Origin of the sequence: Sphingorhabdus profundilacus, from assembly GCF_009769755.1 — a bacterium.
Lineage (GTDB): Bacteria > Pseudomonadota > Alphaproteobacteria > Sphingomonadales > Sphingomonadaceae > Sphingorhabdus_B > Sphingorhabdus_B profundilacus.
Genome location: NZ_SDWJ01000001.1, coordinates 1,454,893 through 1,473,713, shown reverse-complemented (window position 1 = coordinate 1,473,713; position 18,821 = coordinate 1,454,893). Strand labels below are relative to the sequence as shown.

The 18,821-nt window shown below is 54.2% G+C and carries 16 protein-coding genes and 2 tRNA genes; 8 read left to right on the top strand and 10 right to left on the bottom strand.

Annotation, left to right across the window (positions count from 1 at the left end):
• The first annotated feature begins 17 nt into the window (after positions 1 to 17).
• Both EUU23_RS06860 and EUU23_RS06855 read left to right on the top strand, forming a co-directional pair.
• Positions 18 to 992: a glycosyltransferase gene (locus EUU23_RS06860; protein WP_160353295.1), complete on the top strand. Its 975-nt coding sequence runs from the start codon at positions 18 to 20 to the stop codon at positions 990 to 992.
• A 144-nt stretch (positions 993 to 1,136) separates the two neighbouring features.
• The gene (locus EUU23_RS06855) at positions 1,137 to 2,309 is read left to right on the top strand and encodes a cell wall hydrolase (protein WP_160353294.1); all 1,173 of its coding nucleotides are present in this window, start codon (positions 1,137 to 1,139) and stop codon (positions 2,307 to 2,309) included.
• A 398-nt stretch (positions 2,310 to 2,707) separates the two neighbouring features.
• Here EUU23_RS06855 and EUU23_RS06850 read toward each other — a convergent pair.
• The 4 genes from EUU23_RS06850 to petA all read right to left on the bottom strand — a co-directional run bounded on the left by EUU23_RS06850 (position 2,708) and on the right by petA (position 5,738).
• Positions 2,708 to 2,781: transfer RNA gene (locus EUU23_RS06850), tRNA-Gly, on the bottom strand.
• Positions 2,782 to 2,909: 128 nt separating this feature from the next.
• Positions 2,910 to 3,755 (bottom strand): cytochrome c1, encoded by an 846-nt coding sequence (locus tag EUU23_RS06845; RefSeq protein WP_160353293.1) that lies wholly within the window; start codon positions 3,753 to 3,755, stop codon positions 2,910 to 2,912.
• A 19-nt stretch (positions 3,756 to 3,774) separates the two neighbouring features.
• Complete coding sequence (locus EUU23_RS06840) at positions 3,775 to 5,070, bottom strand: cytochrome b (protein ID WP_160353292.1); 1,296 nt, start codon at positions 5,068 to 5,070, stop codon at positions 3,775 to 3,777.
• Between the two features lie 14 nt (positions 5,071 to 5,084).
• A complete protein-coding gene (gene petA, locus EUU23_RS06835; protein ID WP_160353291.1) occupies positions 5,085 to 5,738 on the bottom strand; it encodes a ubiquinol-cytochrome c reductase iron-sulfur subunit in 654 nt (217 codons plus the stop codon).
• A gap of 289 nt (positions 5,739 to 6,027) precedes the next feature.
• Between petA and EUU23_RS06830 the strand changes: the two genes are divergently transcribed.
• Both EUU23_RS06830 and EUU23_RS06825 read left to right on the top strand, forming a co-directional pair.
• Positions 6,028 to 7,401: a class II 3-deoxy-7-phosphoheptulonate synthase gene (locus tag EUU23_RS06830; RefSeq protein WP_160353585.1), complete on the top strand. Its 1,374-nt coding sequence runs from the start codon at positions 6,028 to 6,030 to the stop codon at positions 7,399 to 7,401.
• 223 nt (positions 7,402 to 7,624) lie between these two features.
• On the top strand, positions 7,625 to 8,146 hold the full coding sequence (locus tag EUU23_RS06825) for a hypothetical protein (RefSeq protein ID WP_160353290.1): 522 nt from the start codon (positions 7,625 to 7,627) through the stop codon (positions 8,144 to 8,146).
• A 234-nt stretch (positions 8,147 to 8,380) separates the two neighbouring features.
• Here EUU23_RS06825 and EUU23_RS06820 read toward each other — a convergent pair whose 3' ends face one another.
• The 5 genes from EUU23_RS06820 to EUU23_RS06800 form a co-directional block, all read right to left on the bottom strand.
• Positions 8,381 to 10,612 (bottom strand): CHASE2 domain-containing protein, encoded by a 2,232-nt coding sequence (locus EUU23_RS06820; RefSeq protein ID WP_160353289.1) that lies wholly within the window; start codon positions 10,610 to 10,612, stop codon positions 8,381 to 8,383.
• A gap of 43 nt (positions 10,613 to 10,655) precedes the next feature.
• The gene (locus EUU23_RS06815; protein WP_160353288.1) at positions 10,656 to 11,954 is read right to left on the bottom strand and encodes a FecR family protein; all 1,299 of its coding nucleotides are present in this window, start codon (positions 11,952 to 11,954) and stop codon (positions 10,656 to 10,658) included.
• Positions 11,955 to 11,965: 11 nt separating this feature from the next.
• Positions 11,966 to 12,661 (bottom strand): response regulator transcription factor, encoded by a 696-nt coding sequence (locus tag EUU23_RS06810; RefSeq protein WP_160353287.1) that lies wholly within the window; start codon positions 12,659 to 12,661, stop codon positions 11,966 to 11,968.
• A 389-nt stretch (positions 12,662 to 13,050) separates the two neighbouring features.
• A tRNA-Gln gene (locus tag EUU23_RS06805) sits at positions 13,051 to 13,125 on the bottom strand.
• 106 nt (positions 13,126 to 13,231) lie between these two features.
• Positions 13,232 to 14,320 (bottom strand): branched-chain amino acid aminotransferase, encoded by a 1,089-nt coding sequence (locus tag EUU23_RS06800; RefSeq protein ID WP_160353286.1) that lies wholly within the window; start codon positions 14,318 to 14,320, stop codon positions 13,232 to 13,234.
• A 77-nt stretch (positions 14,321 to 14,397) separates the two neighbouring features.
• On the opposite strand from EUU23_RS06800, the gene EUU23_RS06795 reads away from it, so the two are divergent.
• From EUU23_RS06795 to EUU23_RS06780, 4 genes are all read left to right on the top strand, one after another.
• A complete protein-coding gene (locus EUU23_RS06795) occupies positions 14,398 to 14,907 on the top strand; it encodes a MarR family winged helix-turn-helix transcriptional regulator (protein WP_160353285.1) in 510 nt (169 codons plus the stop codon).
• Positions 14,907 to 15,224, top strand: a complete 318-nt coding sequence (locus tag EUU23_RS06790; protein ID WP_160353584.1) for a phosphoribosyl-ATP diphosphatase — start codon at positions 14,907 to 14,909, stop codon at positions 15,222 to 15,224. The genes EUU23_RS06795 and EUU23_RS06790 overlap by 1 nt, the downstream gene beginning before the upstream one ends.
• Before the next feature lie 3 nt (positions 15,225 to 15,227).
• Entirely contained in the window at positions 15,228 to 15,605 is a 378-nt protein-coding gene (locus tag EUU23_RS06785) for a histidine triad nucleotide-binding protein (protein WP_160353284.1), read from the top strand.
• A gap of 67 nt (positions 15,606 to 15,672) precedes the next feature.
• Positions 15,673 to 17,232: an amino acid permease gene (locus EUU23_RS06780; RefSeq protein ID WP_160353283.1), complete on the top strand. Its 1,560-nt coding sequence runs from the start codon at positions 15,673 to 15,675 to the stop codon at positions 17,230 to 17,232.
• A 328-nt stretch (positions 17,233 to 17,560) separates the two neighbouring features.
• Here EUU23_RS06780 and EUU23_RS06775 read toward each other — a convergent pair whose 3' ends face one another.
• Positions 17,561 to 18,814, bottom strand: coding sequence for a multidrug effflux MFS transporter (locus EUU23_RS06775; RefSeq protein ID WP_160353282.1), 1,254 nt, complete (start codon positions 18,812 to 18,814; stop codon positions 17,561 to 17,563).
• Positions 18,815 to 18,821 lie beyond the last annotated feature (7 nt).

The window sequence follows — 18,821 nt, the reverse complement described above, 5'->3', positions numbered from 1 at the left end:
CCTGCGTTTCCGTAATTATGAGCGTCTATAACGGCGCACCGCATCTCTATGCCTGTGTGCAATCTATATTGCAGCAACATTTTAGGGATTTCGAATTTCTGATTGTGAATGACGGGTCGACCGACGGCAGTTCGGAAATCTTGCGTAATCTAGCCAAAACCGATGATCGCATTCGGTTGATTGAGAGGGAAAATCGTGGCCTTGTGGCCAGTCTGAACGAACTGGTGGCCGCGGCCCGCGCGCCCTTGTTGGCAAGAATGGATAGCGACGACATCTCCATGCCGGATCGACTGTCACGACAGGTTGCCTATCTTGCGGACCATTCGCACGTCGGTATTTTGGGGTGCAACACCCACGATCTTGACGAAAATGGGGTACTTACACGCGCAAGGGAGAAATATCCGCTGACCCCAGTTGCAGCGCGGCTTTCGCTGGAACAAGGCCCCCCGGTTTGTCACCCTTCGGTGATGATGCGAACAACGCTCATCCGCCGCCTATCCGCCTACCGCCCAGCTTTCCGCCATGCGGAAGATTATGACTTATGGCTCAGGGCATCCTTATGCACTGACATTTGTAATCTGCCAGAACGGCTTTTACTGTATCGCAGAAGTGCGACCCAGATTAGTCAAAAGCATGCGGGTGAACAGGCAAAAGCCGCAGCAATTGCATGGCTCGATCATATCAGGCGGTCCGGAGGAAAAGGCAGTCTGTTCGACGATAGACACACGCTCCCCCGATTTGAAGAGATCGGTACCCTATTTGGCGATCAACAAGCAGCCGCCTATGTTCGGCGCAAGATGGTTGAAAGGTTGCGCTATTCGAATGAAATGCTCGAGGGCCCAGAATTCAACATGATGGTTCAACAGGTTCGCGCTGGACAAGGCTTTGATGGCGCCGTGCGGACCATTTTGCGCTTGGGCCGGAAAGGGCGTTTGGTGCGGGCTTTCATTCTGGCATCGGCGGTTGCAGGATTAGTAATAAGCACTTCATAACGTTGTTTATTTTACATCATTTAACATGTTCGATGGTCCTCGTCCCACACTGGCACAGCCTGAAAAACGCAGGCGCTTCGTGCGGCATATTCATGTAATGGCAAGCTTTCTAACGCTGTCCGACTTTGTTTTGTAAAGTGCCATATGATCCACGAACCGATTAACGAAGTGCATGCACCGCGCAAAAGAGCTACGCGAAAGCAATCGCACCGGCGTTTCATTGGAACCCGCGAGATTATGCTTGTTTTGCTGGCATTTGCACTTTTGGCACTGGTGCCTTCAGTGGCACAGATAGCGCCGTTTGGCCGGACTGATAATGTGATGGAGCGCTCCGCGATGAAATGGGATGCGGAATTTCCCGCTGAAAATTTCCCCGGATCGGCATTATTTTACATCGATCAAAGTTTATCTGCAACTCCCACTCCGCTTAACGCAAACCAGGGTGAAGAAACTATTTTGAACGGTATTCAGGATTCCACAACTGGAACAGAAGCTACCGTCAATGCTGCACGACCTTTCGTGCTGCGTTCAGGTACCGCTGAACATAGTCGCGCGTTGAAATGTTTGACCGATGCCCTTTATTACGAAGCCGCAAATGAACCAGAGGCTGGCCAGCGTGCTGTTGCTCAAGTTATTCTGAATAGAATGCGCCACCCAGTCTTTCCTAACAGCGTTTGCGGCGTCATTTATCAAGGTTCTGAACGCGCAACCGGTTGCCAGTTTAGTTATAGCTGTGACGGATCCATGGCGCGGGTACCAGCGCGAACATCTTGGCTGCGTGCCCAAAATGTGGCAGCCCAAGCTTTGGCTGGTTATGTTTACGCACCCGTCGGTACGGCGACACATTATCATGCAACTTATGTATATCCCTATTGGGCTCCCAGCTTGAACTTCATTTCAACAATTGGCGCTCACAGATTTTATAGTTGGAAAGGCAACGCTGGTCGGCTCTCCGCATTCTTTCGCAAATATGCAGGTATCGAACCCTTTCCCGGCCCAAAACCGAGGACATCGCAACCTTTGATATTTGATAGCCTTGATCCGGTCGAACTACAAAAGCGGTATGAAACGGAGTTTGCTGCGGCACGGCTAAAGGCGGAGGCTGATGCCGAACGGGCACTGAAATCCTACTCAAACCCAGACGCCGGCGCAACGCAACACAGGGCGACGCCTGCATTTTCGACATTGGAACATGGTCGGGAAATGCCTAATTATCTCAGCAACACTGAATTTAGTGGCGAGAAACTGCCGCAGGCGACGAATATAAAGCCGGAATATCAAAACAGCGGTAGCTGGAAAGCGCAGCCAACGGGTTGATGTGATTTCGAAACGAGAAAGGGCGCTGAACGTCGGGTTTCCTTTTTCCGTTCTCCTTTGCTTTAAAATCATATTTCGGAAAAAAAGTTCGAAAAACCTTAAACTATCAGATGGCGATGCCGTTTTACCTGATAGACTGGTACGTCAGCCATTTCTTGAGCGGCGTTTGCCGCGATACTGGTCCATCTGAAGTGGCTTTCTATTCAGTCTGCAGAGGTTGGCGGGAACCCGCTACGCTCAAAAACATCGGCCTTCGGACGCGATCCCACATCCACGCGACCGGAGGCCGACAGTTATTTTGCTGTCTGATCGAGACAGGCACGATCAATCCCGAGCTTTGTTTTGATAATGGCGACGCGACGCTTCCAATCCGTGCTCGCCCCGACAGGGGTTAACGGTGGAGCGGGTAAGGGGAATCGAACCCCTCTAGCTAGCTTGGAAGGCTAGTGCATTACCACTATGCTATACCCGCATCTCTCGGTTTAACCCATGAGCGCGCTGCTATTGCCAGCAACTTGGCCTGTCGTCAACGGGTCGATTGCAAAGAAAGAGGCTGCAAATCGCAGCCTCTTTGATACTCGATCCTCGTGCGTCAGGCGATCAATGCTTTTTGTCCGCCCAGATGCTCTTGTAAGACATCCATGCCAGAACGGTGAAGATGATCAGGAAGCCCAGAGCCGCCCAGCCAGCGCTTTTCCGGTTTTCCAGCTTCGGTTCAGCGGTCCAGGTCAGGAAAGCGGCAACATCCTTGGCCATCTGCTGCTTGGTTGCTTTGGTGCCGTCGTCATAAGTAACCTGATCATCGGCAGTTAGCGGAGCCGCCATTGCGATGTTGAGATTGGCAAAATACGGATTGTAATGCAAACCGTCGGGAGTCTTCGCATCAGGAAATTTTTTCAGAAGTTCCGCAGGCTGCCCGTTCTCATAACCGATCAACAACGAATAGACATAAGCAGGGCCGTTGGCACGCGCTTTGGTAATCAACGAAAGATCAGGTGGCAGTGCATTGTTGTTTGCGGCACGTGCCGCGACTTCATTCGCAAAAGGCGAAGGAATCTTATCCGCAGGAATGGCAGGGCGCGTTGCCGGTTCGCCTGTTTCCGGATTGAGTGATGGAACTTCGGTTTTCCAGCCCTTTGCGATGGCCTTAACCTGATCCTCATCATAGCCAAGCGCCGCGAAATCACGGAATGATACCAGTTTCAGACTGTGGCAGGCCGAACATACCTCTGCATATATTTTCAATCCGCGTTGCAGTTGGGCGGTGTCGAATTTACCCAGAGGACCATCATGCGCGAAGCTTACTGCTTTCGGCGTCTTGTGGAATTCATGTTCGGCGGTCGGCAGGGCAGGTTCCTTGATAGCACCGACGACGGTGTCAACAAGGCCGATGAGCAGCATTCCGCTGAAAAACACGCCTACCAAAAAAGCAATTAAACGAACCATTATAGAGGCTTTCCCTGTTTTACGCCGTTGCCGTTTGGAGCGGCTTACCCGTCACTGCTTCGGTAATCGAATTTGGCAGCGGAAGCGGCCGCTCGATACGCGAAACGATGGGCAGGATGATTAAGAAGTGCGCGAAATAATAGGCCGCCGCAACCTGGCTAAGAACAACCCATTGGGTATAGGGTGGTTGAGCGCCGCAATATGTCAGTACGACCAGACTTGGAATCAAGCCATACCAGAAGAATTTGCGGAACAGCGGACGATAATGTCCAGAGCGCACCGGCGATGTGTCCAGCCAAGGCAGGAAGAACAACAGCAGGATCGAGCCGAACATCGCCAACACGCCCATCAACTTGGCTTCGATCAGCACGATGCCTGTGAACGGGATACCGAAATTGACCGTGAATGCCTTCAGGATCGCGTAGAATGGAAGGAAATACCATTCAGGCACGATGTGGGCTGGCGTAGATAGTGGATTGGCCGGAATATAATTGTCCGGATGACCCAGAAGATTTGGCGTAAAGAAGGTAATGGCGACAAAAGCGATCAGAAATACACCCAAGCCGAAGCCGTCCTTGGCCGTATAATAAGGGTGGAAAGGAACAGTGTCCTGCTCACCCTTGATACTTACGCCCGTTGGATTTGATGAACCTGGAATGTGCAATGCCCAAATGTGCAGAATGATGACGCCTGCGATCACAAAGGGCAGCAAATAGTGCAGCGAGAAAAAGCGGTTCAATGCCGCCTGATCGGGGGCAAAGCCACCGAGCAACAGCTGCCGCAAGGGCTCGCCGACCAACGGAATTGCGGAGAAAAAGCCGGTAATCACCTGCGCGCCCCAAAAGCTCATCTGGCCCCAAGGCAGTACATAACCCATGAAGGCAGTTGCCATCATCAACAGGAAGATGACCACACCCAGCAACCAGATCATTTCACGCGGCGCCTTGTAAGAGCCATAGAAAAGTCCGCGGAAGATATGGATATACACCACGATGAAGAAGAAACTGGCCCCGTTCATATGTGCATAACGGACAAACCAGCCAGCATTCACATCACGCATGATATGTTCAACGGAATTGAATGCACCTTCAACGCTGGCATAATAATGCATGGCAAGAACGATGCCGGTTACAATCTGGATGACCAGAGCAACACCGGCAAGCACACCAAAGTTCCAGAAATAGTTAAGGTTACGCGGAACGGGATAGCCTGCGCCAATCGCGTTATACACAAGACGTGGTAAAGGCAGACGTTCGTCCACCCATTTGGTCACTGCGCTTTGCGGCTTATACTCATTTGCCCAAGGGAAGCTCATCTTGTTTTAGCTCCTCAACCTATTTTTACGACTGTGTCGGAAAGAAATGCATATTCTGGAACCTTCAGGTTCAGCGGAGCAGGCCCCTTGCGGATGCGGCCTGCTGTATCATAATGTGAACCATGGCATGGGCAGAAATAGCCACCATATTCACCCTTTACCTCGCCAGCTGCGGCACCAAGCGGGACACAACCCAAATGGGTGCAAACCCCCATTGTGATCAGCCAGTTTTCCTTCCCCGGCTGGGTCCGCTCGGCAAGTGTCTGCGGTTCGCGTAATGAACCGATGTTTACTTTGTTCGCTTCGGCAATTTCCGGTGCGGTCAGGTTACGGATGAACACCGGTTGCTTGCGCCAGCTTGTTTTAATGGCCTGTCCGGACTGAATAGCGGACACATCAACTTCGATGGACGCCATCGCAAGGACATCTGCGCTGGCGCTCATTTGTGAGACAAGAGGGATGGCAACCGCAGCTGCGCCGACACCGGCAAAGCTAACCGTTGCAATGTGAATGAAGTCGCGGCGACGAACGCCTTCGCCTTCGCTGTGCGACGTTTCGCTGTCTTGTGCAGACGCGTTGGATGTTGTTTCTGTTAATTCGGCTGAAGCTTCAGACGCTTTTTTGCGTGGAGCTTTGGATGTGCCTGTTGTCTTTTTGACCGTAGCCATATGCTGCCCTTATTACCGACGCGGATTTGAAGTCCGCAATACCGTCGAAACCCCATGATATCCTGACATAGGAGGCAATTTCACCTTCATTGTCAGGGCGATTCAGCCGGTCTGATAGACGCCTTTTGGCAAATTTGCCAACAGGGAATTTGGCAGTTATTATACTAAAACACTGCGACACAGTTGCAAATTGCAAAAGTGGCGGAAAATTGCCGCTTTTGCTTGCTAGTGCATAGAAAATGAGCCTAAAGGGCGCCCCTTTGAAATGATAAAAGCTGGAGTGATGGGCATGGCGACGGATTGGACGCCCGATAGTTGGAGAAACGCCAAGGGCATTCACATGCCCGAATATCAGGATTCCGCCGCGCTTGCCGCGACCGAGGAAACCCTTCGCAATTACCCGCCGCTGGTGTTTGCAGGGGAGGCGCGCAACCTGACCGCTGATCTGGCAAAGGTCGTCGAGGGCAAGGCTTTCCTTTTACAAGGCGGCGACTGTGCCGAGAGCTTTGCCGAATTTCACCCCAACAATATCCGCGATACATTCCGCGTCATCTTGCAGATGGCGGTCGTGCTGACGTTCGCCGGTAAGGTGCCTGTTGTAAAGCTTGGCCGGATGGCCGGGCAATTTGCCAAGCCGCGTTCCACCCCGACCGAAACCATTGATGGTGTCGAATTGCCCAGCTATTTCGGCGACATCATCAACGATATCGAATTTGACGCAGCCGGTCGCGCACCTGACCCTGCGCGAATGGTGCGCGCATACAGCCAGGCGGCATCGACACTTAACCTGCTGCGTGCATTTTCCAACGGCGGCTATGCCAATCTGCAGCAAGTGCACGCATGGACCCATGACTATATGGGGCGGTCACCATGGGCGCAGAAATACAAAGAAACCGCCGACCGCATCGGGGAGGCATTGGCCTTTATGGAGGCCTGCGGAATCACGCCCGAGACAGTTCCACAGATCAAGGGGACCAGTTTTTACACCAGCCATGAAGCATTGTTGCTGCCCTACGAACAAGCCATGACCCGTCAGGATAGCCTGACCGGCCGGTGGTATGATACGTCCGCCCATTTCTTGTGGATCGGCGACCGCACCCGCTTCGAAGGGTCTGCTCATGTCGAATATCTGCGCGGAATCGGCAACCCCATCGGCATTAAATGCGGACCCAGTCTGGAACCCGACGCCTTGTTACTGATGCTCGACACGCTAAACCCAACACGCGAAGCAGGGCGGATAACGCTGATTTCGCGCTATGGGTATGACAAGGTCGAAAGCGGCCTGCCCAAGCTGGTTCGCGCGGTAATGCAGGAAGGCCACCCTGTTATCTGGTCGTGCGACCCGATGCACGGCAATGTCGTGAAATCAGCCAGCGGTTACAAAACCCGGCCTTTCGAGCGCATTTTGGCCGAAGTGCGCGGTTTCTTTGCTGTTCATCGTGCCGAAGGCAGCTTTGGTGGCGGTATCCATATCGAAATGACGGGCCAGAATGTGACCGAATGCACAGGCGGTGCGGTTGCAGTTACCGATGAAGGGTTGGCCGACCGTTATCACACACATTGCGACCCGAGGTTGAATGCGGCGCAGTCGCTTGAGCTGGCATTCTTGCTGGCTGAAATGCTGAACCAGGAACTGCATGAACGCGCCCGGCAAGCCGCATGAAAAGGAGTTTTGCCATGCAAGGTACAGTGGTCAAATCAGGTATCGGATTCGGAAGCGCGCTCGCAATGGTTATCAGCTACACCACGCATCAATCTGTATTATGGGCTATAATCCACGGAATTTTCAGCTGGTTTTATGTCGTGTATTTTGTTGTCACCCGATAAATAAGCGCGAGACGATGTAACTGTTGCATGTTGGGTACAGGCGTTGATATTGCCGCTCCATGCAGCGCCTATTTAAACTCATCGGCATCACCCTTTTCGTTACGGCTTGTTCTTCGGGTGTGGAAACCCGGATCCATAGCTCTGGCACAGGTCCGCTGAGCGCACAGACCTATCATATTGCAATGGCCGAAGGGGCGTCCGCCGATGTCAGGCGCGCTTATGTTCTTGTTCAGGATGCCCTGTCAGCGCAAGGGTTTGCGCCCGCAGATGATGCCGCAATTCTTTTGCAAATCACGGTCGATTCCCGCGATGCTGCGCTGGCCTTGGGCACCACTGGACCGCAAAATCTGTCCGCTGCAAAAGGCCGCAAACCCCTTCAAAACTGTGCCGACAAGGAATTCCGGCTCGGACTAACGATGACGCGGATCGCCGACGGAGCCGAAATTTACCGCAGCCGCGTCGCGGAATATCATTGCAAAATGCCCTTGTCAGACGCGATGCCATCAATGGTCGACGCGGCTGTGGCAGATTTGGGCAAGCCCCGGGGAAGTTACCTGATCCGGCGGAACGCTGTCGAATAGGTTTTTTGGGGTTGCATGGGAAGTTTGTGATTTCCGGTGTCGAGCAATTTTTTCGTCAGAAGGAAAAAGAAAAAAAGGAGAAATACTGCAATTCTACGTTTTAGCGCATCCCATTATTCCTTCTTTTCTTTTTCCTTCTGACGAAAAACCTAGCGCGGCTGGTTAAAGCGCAAAGGTCCGATATGTTTAACCTGGCGTCCTAGATCTGCAACATAACCCCATAATTTCATGATCTTATTCGTCCCTCGCTTCCGGTAAGGTAACGGTAAACCGGGCACCGCCATTCTCCCCATTTTGCGCGGTCACGCTGCCCTTGTGGCGGGTGATGACCGCGTGCACAAACGCAAGGCCTAGCCCAACGCCCCGAAAGCGGCCCGTTTGATGCCTGGTCGTTGCAAATCGGGAAAATAGCGCTGGCAATATGTCCGCATCAATTCCCGAACCTTGATCCGAAATCGTGACGGCAACATAGGCCTTGGCATGATGGGATATCTCGACCCGGATAACGCCATTATCCGGACTGAATTTGATTGCATTGTCGATCAGGTTGCACATCGCGCGGTGCAGGCTTTCAGGTTCGGCGCAGACAAAGGCGCTGTCACTCGTGTCATGAAATGAAAAGCGGATGCCGCGTTCGTGCGCCAATGGCCATAAGCTGTCCGCTGATTCGCGGACAAGATCGACCAGAAGCACGTCTTCGCCGCCAAAATCGCTTTCCCCCATGCGCGCGATTTCGACAAAGTCTTGCGCCAATTGCATCGTCCGCCGCGCGTTCTGTTCAATCCTTTTTTTGGCATCGGCATTGATCGGGCTATCCAGCAGGGCGATGATCGTGGATTGCGGTGCGCGCATATCGTGGGATAGCAATTGCAACACCTCTTCGCGATCGACCTCTGCCTTGGCCAGCGCCGTTATGTCGGTAAGATAATGGATATGACCGCGCAAATCGCCGGAATCGCTGCGTACTTCTGACCGGCGCATCACAAAGGTCAGTTGGGCAGGTGACACGAACCTTACAAATTCCTGATCCTTCTTAGGCGGTTGGCCGAGATATCGGTCAACCTGTGGCCGCTGCTCTGCAACCACCATCAGATCGAGTGCATCGGTCAGCAGCCGACCATATATATCAACCCCCAGACGTTCATCGAGCAGCTTGTTCGTCAAGGTGACGCGATCATCGGGATCAGTGACGAACATCGGGTCGGGCAGGTCGGCAAGGGTGTCTGATACGAAACGTCGCAGGTCGCGCATATGATCGATTGCATGGGCAAGGGCTTCGCTTTGCCGGCCGACAATGTCCGTCGCCTGACTATAGGAAATCGGCCATACCCGCATGTCGTCGCTTTGGTCGAATGACCGCAGTTCGGTGTCCATGAATGTGCTGATCGCCTGCAGCCTGCGCCAGCCCCACAGTGGGTAGACCATCAACACGCCCAACAACGCCGTTCCTGGGGGAAACCAGATACGGTTTGTCAGCAACAGAATGCTGACCGCCAAAATGCCGATTAAAGTCGCCAATGAAATGGTCAGCACCAATTGCGGACGAAAACGTAAGAAAATGATCATCAGCACCCACATGGGTAACAAAGAGAGTGCATATGTGGGTATATCGGACAAAGGGCGGATAAAATCGCCACGACGTGTGGCGGCCAGAACATTGGCCATGATTTCAACACCGGACAGCATCCCGCCTTCACCATTGGGTGTCGGGAAATTATCGCCCATTCCCGCAGCCGTTGCCCCGATGATGATAAATTTGTTTCGGATCAGGGCATCTGGCACTTCCCCTGCCAATAGATCGGCATAAGAAATTTCGGCAAAGCTGCCACGGTGCGAATAGGGAATGAGCCGCGGCACAGCGCATCGGGGCCCGGTAATGTCCGCGCGATCGGCCTTGGCGGTCAGGGTCATCAGATGCGGCCAGGATTTCCCGTCTGGATCGGGCGCAAAACACAGCGATGTGCGGCGCACGATGCCGTCATCATCGAACGCAATGTTTACATGACCCAATCCGCTTGCCGCTTGTACAAAGGCGGGAACCGGAAAAATCGTGTCATAATCATGCCCGTTGTTTCCTGGTGTGCTGAAATGCAGGGGGATGAACAGGGGGGCTGGACCTGAAGCCATTGCCGCCGCCAGACTTTGGTCGGCTTGCGGTTCGCTCCGCTCGCTGAGCAGAATGTCAAAGAAAATGGCGCGTGGCTGCTTTCCCTGGATCTTGCGGATCAGACGCGCGTGCAGTTTGCGGTCCCATGGCCATTTGCCCAGCGCCAAAAGGCTGGGGTCATCGATTGCCACGATTAAAATATCGCCGTCCGCTGCGGGTCTTTGGGCAGCCGTTAGCTGGTCATAGAGCAGATGGTCGAACGATGCAGTTCCCTTCCAGTGGAGGGCGGCGACCAGAATGGATGTCGCGAACATCCCGATCAGCACCCATTCAACCGCAAGGCGAAGCCGCAAATTCACCTGCGTGCGTGGCCGTTATCGCAAAGACAGAATATCGTCATGGTCAGGGACTCGACACCGCGATTTTCTCCAACGGGGTCCAACTGATCGCAACCTCAGCCTCGCCATATTGCACCGAGCCTACCCGCCAGAAATAATCGGCCAGCGGCAGATCAGACAATGTCACCATCGTGGCATCCAGCCCCGCTTCATCAACAAAAGCGACGCTGTCTGTGCTGTTGCGAAATAATTGGAAATGATAGCGTTTCAAACCCGAACCTTCGGCACGCCAGCGAAAGACAAAGCCCTGATCCTCCTTTCCGGCGCTGCCCGAAATGCTGTTCAGGCGGCGTTTGAAGGTGAAGGTCGCAGGTAAGCCCTGAATCCCGGTTGCCGAAATGGCGCGCGCGCGGCCAAAATAATTGCCATCTGCAAGGCCGGCAAATAGCGCCTTTCCATCTGGCGCGATGCTGTCTGCAATCTGTTCGATAAATCCGGAATCGGCTGCAATGGTGTAGCGCACGGGAATGGCGCGCGCAGCGACGAAGCTTACCATGTCGTCCGACTGCAATTTGCCCGACTGCAATATCTCCGGCGGACCGAGCAGCGCCTCTGTGATAACGCCGCCATCGGCCGTTACCGCCAGTCCGTTGCCAGCGGGAAGTGCGCGCGCATTTGCGTCACCTGCGTCAACCGATAGCGCGCCTTCTACAACTTCGGCAAAATCATTTTGGGTTTCGGGGTCGAAACGGGATTGGAAATCGGTGCCGCGCACGGCGGAAACGGCCTTTGGAGTCCGTACGCGATAACGGTCATCTGTTGATTTCTGTTTCACAACCGATGACCGGACACCGCCCCGTTCCACATCGAAATCATAGTCCAATATACCGCCCAGAACATAGGTACGCAGCCGACGGATACGAATGGCGCTGTTGGACGGCAAGGAAACGCGCGAGCCATCGTCAAGCATCATGGTCGCAAAGGAGGAAGGGCCCGTGGCGATCGCAGCCCCTTCCTGCAACTTCTGCCCGGTGATTGCCGTGCTTTCGCCCAGTGTAACCCGGCCCCGAACTGCGATAAGCTCTGCAGATGCGGCGCGAAACTTCAAGAGATGTCGCGCAATGGCGAGTTTTTTGCCAACAGGAATTTTATGCGGATTGGCGATCCGGTTTTGCTGCGCGACCATTTTGTAGCTTTGTGGAGACAGGAAGTAACGCTGGCCCAGCGAAATCAATGTATCGCCCTTGCGGACGATATATTCGATCGGGCCGTCATCCGCCTGCGCTGAGGCGGGACTGGTGCCGCAAAGGCCAAATAGAAAAATAGAAAAAGCTGTTGCAAGCCGTTTGATGGTTGGCCGCATAAATTGTCCCGTCAATTGCTTGTTGCGATGGTCTCCAGACGATAGCCATAGCCGAATACGGTAAAAATCCGAAATCCGTTTTCGGGTTGCAAATCAAGCTTCGCCCTGACGCGCGAAATATGCATGTCCAGCGTGCGTGTGGCCAGTATAGCGTTGGTGCGCCAGATTGTTTCCATGATGTAGTTGCGCGATAAAGTGCGGTCGGCGTTGCGGAAAAAAAGATCGGCCAGTTCAAATTCTTTGGCGGTCATGGTGATGCTGCGACCGTTCACCGTAACATTTTGGTCCAGCCGGTTGAGATGGTATTTACCGTACACCGCCTCTGTATCGAACGCGCCTGCACCTGCATTGCGCCGCAACATGGCGTTGATGCGGGCGGCGACGACCGACCGGTCTTCCGGCTTGGTGATGTAATCATCGGCGCCCGCGTTCAAGGCATCGCTGATGTCCTTTTTTGCCGAACGGTTGGTCATCATGATGACCGGCGGATGGTCGGGCAGGGCGGACTGCATCCATTTCAATAAAGCGATTCCGTCTTTCCCCGGAATGTTCCAGTCCAATATGACGAGATCGAAAGTCTCCCGCATCAGCGCCTGCGCCAAGATATTGCCGTCTGCATAGCTAACGGCGATGTGGCCCATTTCTTCCACAATCGATTTCAGAAATGCAACGACATCCGTTTCGTCGTCGGCTATTACAACACGCATATGTTTGACCCTACCCAATGGCACTTTTTTAGTTTCTTTTCGTCATTGACAAGTTAACCCGGCATCACGCTACGTTCGCTCTCACCGTCACCCTGAACTTGTTTCAGGGTCCATTTCCCAGTTCACTTCCGCAATAGCCGGGAAGCACCTGCAAACAGGGCCAAGACATAAGGAGACATTTGGTCTCAATCTTTTGTCAAAGCCTCACGATGGACCCTGAAACAAGTTCAGGGTGACGGTAGAGAATAGAATCTCTGAACGTTTGTCAGCTCCCTCATCCTTCCGATGGTCGAATATAAGGTAATCATTATCAGCACCAGTGCGGGTTGCCGATTGTTACAACCATTTACAAAGCTTGCTAATGTGTGAAGCGGTGTAAAAAGCGAAGATGGCTGGGGCGGCAGGGATCGAACCTGCGAATGGCGGCATCAAAAGCCGCTGCCTTACCGCTTGGCGACGCCCCATCATCTTGGCATTTAACGCAATAAGGTGACTTGCGCCTCCTGTGCTGCGGCGGCCTTATAGCGCGAGTTTCGGCAATGGCAATTGCTGAAAAGCAGGTATTTTCGATCAAATTATCGGCTGCACCCATCCATGTGGATCGGGCGCGGTGCCGCGCTGGATATCGACCAGTTTGGCTCGCAATTGCTGGGTTATTTGCCCGGGACCACCGGCGCCAATGGTGAAACTGCCGTTTTGGCTGTGCACACTGCCGACAGGTGTCACTACCGCAGCGGTACCGCAGGCGAAAGCCTCAACCAACTTGCCTGAGGTTGCATCGGCGCGCCATTGGTCGATGGCATAGCGTTCTTCACGCACGTTCAATCCCTGTTCGCGGGCCAGCATGATGATCGATTCGCGGGTGATGCCCTCAAGGATTGTGCCGTCCGTCGGCGGTGTAATCAGTGTACCGTCATCAAAGAGGAAGAACAGGTTCATGCCGCCCAATTCTTCGATCCAGCGATGTTCCGCCGCGTCGAGAAAGACGACCTGATCGCATCCGTTGTGGATGGCTTCCGATTGGGCGACCAGACTGGAGGCATAATTGCCGCCACATTTGGCCGCGCCTGTGCCGCCCGGCGCGGCGCGGGTATAATGTTCCGATACCCAGATTTTGATGGCGGGCGCGCCGCTCTTGAAATAATTACCGGCGGCCGAGGCGATGACCATATAGAGATATTCCGCCGACGGCTTAACGCCCAGAAACACTTCGCTGGCGATCATGAAGGGGCGCAGATAGATTGATCCGCCCTCAACCGGCGGAAACCAAATCTGATCGACTTCAACAAGTTGGCGGCAGGATTGCAGAAACAGGTCTTCCGGCAATTCCGGCATGGCAAGGCGCTTGGCCGAGCGTTGGAACCGGCGCGCATTTTGTTCGGGGCGGAACAGGGCCATCGTGCCATCGGCGAGGCGATAGGCTTTCAGCCCTTCGAAAATTTCCTGGGCATAATGGAGGACTGCGGTGGCCGGATCGAGCGTCAAAGGGCCGCGCGGGCCGACCTTGGCGTCATGCCATCCTTTGCTATCGGAATAGCGGATGGTGACCATATGATCGGTAAAGACGCGGCCAAAGCCGGGGTCGGCGAGCAGTTCTGTACGGCGGGCGGCATCAACCGGATTCGGGTTCGCCTCAAATGGAAATGCGCCAGCGGTCATATCTGCTCTCGATACGTTGTTGTGTTCGTCCCTTAAGGGCTTGCACTGTCCTATGGGCTGCGCCAAGATACGTCAATATGGCTGTCCCATCTCTCGCACCTGCAACGCCCGCTGCTTCGCCGCTCTTTTTGCGTGAGCATGAGGTGCGCCGCGGTGTGGAGCTGCTGTTTTTCGGATACACTCGGCTGACGCGGTCGATTGATGAAGGACTGGCCGAGCACGGACTGGGCCGCGCGCATCACCGTGCGCTTTATTTTATTGCGCGGCAACCGGACCTGACAATCAGCGAGTTGCTGAAGATATTGGCGATCACAAAACAATCGCTTGGGCGTGTGCTGAACGATCTGTCCGCCCGCAATCTGGTCGAGACGCGCAGCGGGTCTGCGGACAGGCGGCAAAAGCTTTTGCGGCTGACCGGGGAAGGCAAAACCTTCGAAGCCCAGTTGTTCGAAGCGTTGCGGACCAGCCTTGCGACCGCCTATGCTGCGGCAGGACAGGAATCCGTCACCGGATTCTGGCGCGTACTCGAAGGGCTAATTCCGGCAGAAGACCGCGCTATGGTGGCTGCGTTACAAAAGGATATATGATGCGCGATACGCTCAACAGGCTGGAAACGGTAATTGCCGAACGCCGCAGCGCGTCTGCCGACAGCAGCTATGTCGCCGCTCTATTTGCCAAGGGCCGCGAAAAAATTGCCCAGAAGGTCGGGGAAGAAGCGACGGAAACGGTGATTGCGTCGCTATCCGGCGACGCCGCCCAATTGACTGCCGAAGCCGCCGACCTGATATTTCATCTGTTGATCCTTTTGGCAGAAGGCGGCGTGTCGGTCGACGACGTGCTGACCGAGCTGGACCGCCGCGACGGCATATCGGGAATAGCAGAAAAGGCCAGCAGAACGGAGTGACCTATGCCCATTGATGCGACACAGCCCTATGACGACCAGAATATCTTCGCCAAAATCCTGCGTGGGGAAATTCCCAACCGGACGGTATATGAAGATGAATGGGCATTGGCCTTTCACGATATCAATCCGCAGGCACCCGACCATGTTCTGGTCATTCCCAAGGGTGCCTATGTGTGCTGGGATGATTTCAGCGCCAAGGCGAGTGATGCGGAAATAGCAGGATTTACAAGGGCGGTAGGGCATGTCGCACGCGAATTGGGTCTGGTGGAGCCTGGCTATCGTCTTTTGGCAAACACCGGATTTGACGCACATCAGGAAGTTCCGCACCTGCATGTCCACATTTTTGGTGGAAAACCCTTGGGGCCGATGCTTGTTCGTTGAAATTAAGTTGCGCGCTTCGCATTTGCGGTTAGTTTCCCCTAAATAACAATCCTTCGGGGAGAAGAAGATGGCGAGTAAACCGCAAACCGTGATGCAGCGCATGTTCGCGCGCAAAACGATCGCGCAAGTCCAAAGAGAAACGGCCAGCAGCGAATTGAAACGTTCGCTGGGCAAATGGAACCTGCTGTTGCTGGGGGTTGGCTGTATTATCGGGGCAGGCATTTTCGTCCGCACCGGCAGCGCGGCTGCTCTGCACGCGGGGCCAGCGGTCATGCTGTCGTTTGTTGTTGCCGGCCTTGTCTGCGCTTTTGCAGGCTTGTGTTACGCCGAACTTTCGTCGACTTTGCCGGTATCCGGCTCCGCCTACACCTATAGCTACACCACGCTGGGCGAATTTGTTGCCTGGATCATGGGGGCTTTGTTGCTGCTCGAATATGGCCTTGCCGCGTCGGTGGTCGCGGTCGGATGGAGCGGCTATGTGGTCAGTTTGCTCGCGGATTTCGGGCTTGTTATACCGGCGCAACTTACCGGGCCTACCGGTCAGATGTTGATGCGTGATGGCGCGCCCGTGCTGGTCAATGGCGCAACCGTAACGGCGATCTTCAACCTTCCTGCCTTCCTTATCTGCATGGCGCTTGCGTTGCTGTTGATGGTGGGCGTGTCGGAATCGGCGAAGGTCAATAATATCATCGTGGCCATCAAGGTCAGCGTTTTGGCGGCCTTCATTCTTGTTGGCGGCTTTATCGTTCTGTCGAACCTTAACGAATATATCGCGACCAACTGGACGCCGTTCATTCCTGAAAACACCGGTGACGGCGAATTCGGTGTCGAAGGCATCATGCGTGCGGCATCGATCGTGTTCTTCGCCTATATCGGTTTTGAAGCCGTATCGACTGCGGGTCAGGAGGCCAAGGACCCGAAACGTGACATGCCCTTTGGTATCATCGGGTCACTGATAGTCTGCACGGTCATCTATATGCTTGTTGCTGCCATCATGACCTTGCTGGTTCCCTATGCGTCGCTGAACGTGCCGGATCCGGTGGCTGTTGTTGTCGACAGCTTTGGTCCGCAATGGGCTTGGCTCGCAAAGACGATCAAGGTCGGTGCTATCATCGGCTTGACGTCGGTTGTGCTGGTTCTGATGTATGCCCAGACGCGTATTTTCTACACCATGGCGCGTGACGGTTTGCTGCCCAAGATTTTCTCGCGGGTGCATCCAAAGTTCCACACACCCTATATCAACACGATGCTCGTCGGCACGATTACAGCCGTTGCGGCTGGATTTTTCGACATCAATGTACTGGGCGACATGACCTCGGTGGGGACTTTGGCGGCCTTCGCCATTGTGTGCCTGTCGGTCATCTATCTGCGTCGTGCAGCACCTGATCTGCCACGCGGCTTCTCGGTACCCTTTTACCCGATCACACCTGCACTGGGGATCCTGTCGTGCCTCTATCTGATCACGACCGTTCCTTATAATGTGCTGGTGTTCTTCATCTACTTTCTGATCGGTGCGATTGCGCTCTATTTCATCTATGGCATGCGGAATTCGAACCTGCAGCATGACCAGATGATGGACGATGCGCCCGACATGGGCGAGTTCCCGGGCCCTGTGCACGACAATTAAGGGCTTGTCTGCCAGTCAAAAGAAAAGGGGGGCTTCGGCCTCCCTTTTTTGTTTTTGCATAATGTCACCCTGAGTTAACACCCCACCGTAACACCCCACCGTAACACCCCACCGTAACACCTCGCCGTCACCCTGAGTTAACACCACACCGTCACCCTGAACTTGTTTCAGGGTCTTAGTTTTCAACGTCCAAGGACTAAGACCCTGAAACAAGTTCAGGGTGACGGTGTAGGGGGTGTTTTCAGGGTGACGGTGCTTGTGCTCCGGTGACGAGGCTTATGTATCCACGACGGTGCTCGGTTACCAACGATGGCCCAGGGCCCAATCGTTACCCGCGCGGATTATTGGGGATCTTTGGCGCAGTGCCGGGGCGGGTGAACAATTTGCCATGTTCGCACCACAGAACAAGGCCCAGCGCGATCAGGCCGCACAAGACAAACCCGGCAGCAACGGGCAGGACGGAGCCATTGAATTGCTGCCCGATGGCCGCGCCAATTCCGGCGGCCAATATCGTTTTGACAAAGGATTGGAACGACGATGCGGCCCCTGCAACATCGCCGAAGGGCGTCATTGCTATTGACGAAAAATTGGATCCGATAAAACCGACCATTGCCATATTGGCAGTCAGCAAAATCAGAAACAGGGGCAGCGACGTCGGTGCAAATTCGGCGGCCGCCACCTGAAGCGACCCGAGGATGATGAAACTAATCAACGCGGTTTGCGAAACACGACGCGCGCCAAATCTTTCGACAATTTTAGAGTTTGTGAAATTGGACGCGGCGATTCCCAGTGCGACAATAGCAAAACCGATCGTGAAAAAATCCGCCGCGTTGAACACTTCGTCAAATAATTGCGGGGAGCTGTTCAGATAGCCGAACAGCGCCCCCTGAACGATGCCAGCGCCCAGCATATAGCCTGCGGCATTGCGGTGGATCAGTACCTTTTTCCATGCCTTGGCCAGCGCATGGGGTTCGATCATGATGACATTTTCAGGATGCAGCGTTTCGGGTAATCGATAATAGACCCAAATGGCGGCGGCCAGTGCCATGAAAGCCATCAGATCGAAAATCGTGCGCCAACCGGCGAATAGCAGCACGAATTGCCCGATGGTCGGGGCGATGATCGGCACGATCATGAAGATCAGGAAAATCGTCGACATCCGCCGGGCCATCGCGTCGCCTTCAAATTTGTCACGGATGACCGATACGACCAGAACCCCCATCGCCGCAGCCATCAATCCGTGACAGAAACGCATCGCCAGCAACATTTCGAAACTTGTCGAAAGACTGCACGCCAGGGAAAAAAGGGCGGCGCCAACCGTGGCGATCAACAAAATGGGTTTGCGGCCATAGCGGTCGGACAAAGGTCCGTGAACCAACGCCCCGACGCCAGTGCCCAGCAGAAAAATCGAGATAATATATTGGATGCTATTGGGTTCAGCGAGGCTGAGATTGCCGACAATGGCCGGAAATGCGGGCAGCATGGAATCGATGGCAAGGGCATTGAGCGCCATTAACGACGCCATCATGACCGTGAGTTCTTTGTCACCAATCGGTGTTTTTAGGGGGAGGGGAGAATGCATGGGCCGG

Excerpts from the sequence above, each read along its gene's own strand:
- EUU23_RS06860 (WP_160353295.1), top strand. The coding sequence starts at position 18 with ATGAGCGTCTATAACGGCGCACCGCATCTCTATGCCTGTGTGCAATCT.
- EUU23_RS06855 (WP_160353294.1), top strand. The coding sequence starts at position 1,137 with ATGATCCACGAACCGATTAACGAAGTGCATGCACCGCGCAAAAGAGCT.
- EUU23_RS06845 (WP_160353293.1), bottom strand. The coding sequence starts at position 3,755 with ATGGTTCGTTTAATTGCTTTTTTGGTAGGCGTGTTTTTCAGCGGAATG.
- EUU23_RS06840 (WP_160353292.1), bottom strand. The coding sequence starts at position 5,070 with ATGAGCTTCCCTTGGGCAAATGAGTATAAGCCGCAAAGCGCAGTGACC.
- petA (WP_160353291.1), bottom strand. The coding sequence starts at position 5,738 with ATGGCTACGGTCAAAAAGACAACAGGCACATCCAAAGCTCCACGCAAA.
- EUU23_RS06830 (WP_160353585.1), top strand. The coding sequence starts at position 6,028 with ATGGCGACGGATTGGACGCCCGATAGTTGGAGAAACGCCAAGGGCATT.
- EUU23_RS06825 (WP_160353290.1), top strand. The coding sequence starts at position 7,625 with ATGCAGCGCCTATTTAAACTCATCGGCATCACCCTTTTCGTTACGGCT.
- EUU23_RS06815 (WP_160353288.1), bottom strand. The coding sequence starts at position 11,954 with ATGCGGCCAACCATCAAACGGCTTGCAACAGCTTTTTCTATTTTTCTA.
- EUU23_RS06810 (WP_160353287.1), bottom strand. The coding sequence starts at position 12,661 with ATGCGTGTTGTAATAGCCGACGACGAAACGGATGTCGTTGCATTTCTG.
- EUU23_RS06800 (WP_160353286.1), bottom strand. The coding sequence starts at position 14,320 with ATGACCGCTGGCGCATTTCCATTTGAGGCGAACCCGAATCCGGTTGAT.
- EUU23_RS06795 (WP_160353285.1), top strand. The coding sequence starts at position 14,398 with ATGGCTGTCCCATCTCTCGCACCTGCAACGCCCGCTGCTTCGCCGCTC.
- EUU23_RS06790 (WP_160353584.1), top strand. The coding sequence starts at position 14,907 with ATGCGCGATACGCTCAACAGGCTGGAAACGGTAATTGCCGAACGCCGC.
- EUU23_RS06785 (WP_160353284.1), top strand. The coding sequence starts at position 15,228 with ATGCCCATTGATGCGACACAGCCCTATGACGACCAGAATATCTTCGCC.
- EUU23_RS06780 (WP_160353283.1), top strand. The coding sequence starts at position 15,673 with ATGGCGAGTAAACCGCAAACCGTGATGCAGCGCATGTTCGCGCGCAAA.
- EUU23_RS06775 (WP_160353282.1), bottom strand. The coding sequence starts at position 18,814 with ATGCATTCTCCCCTCCCCCTAAAAACACCGATTGGTGACAAAGAACTC.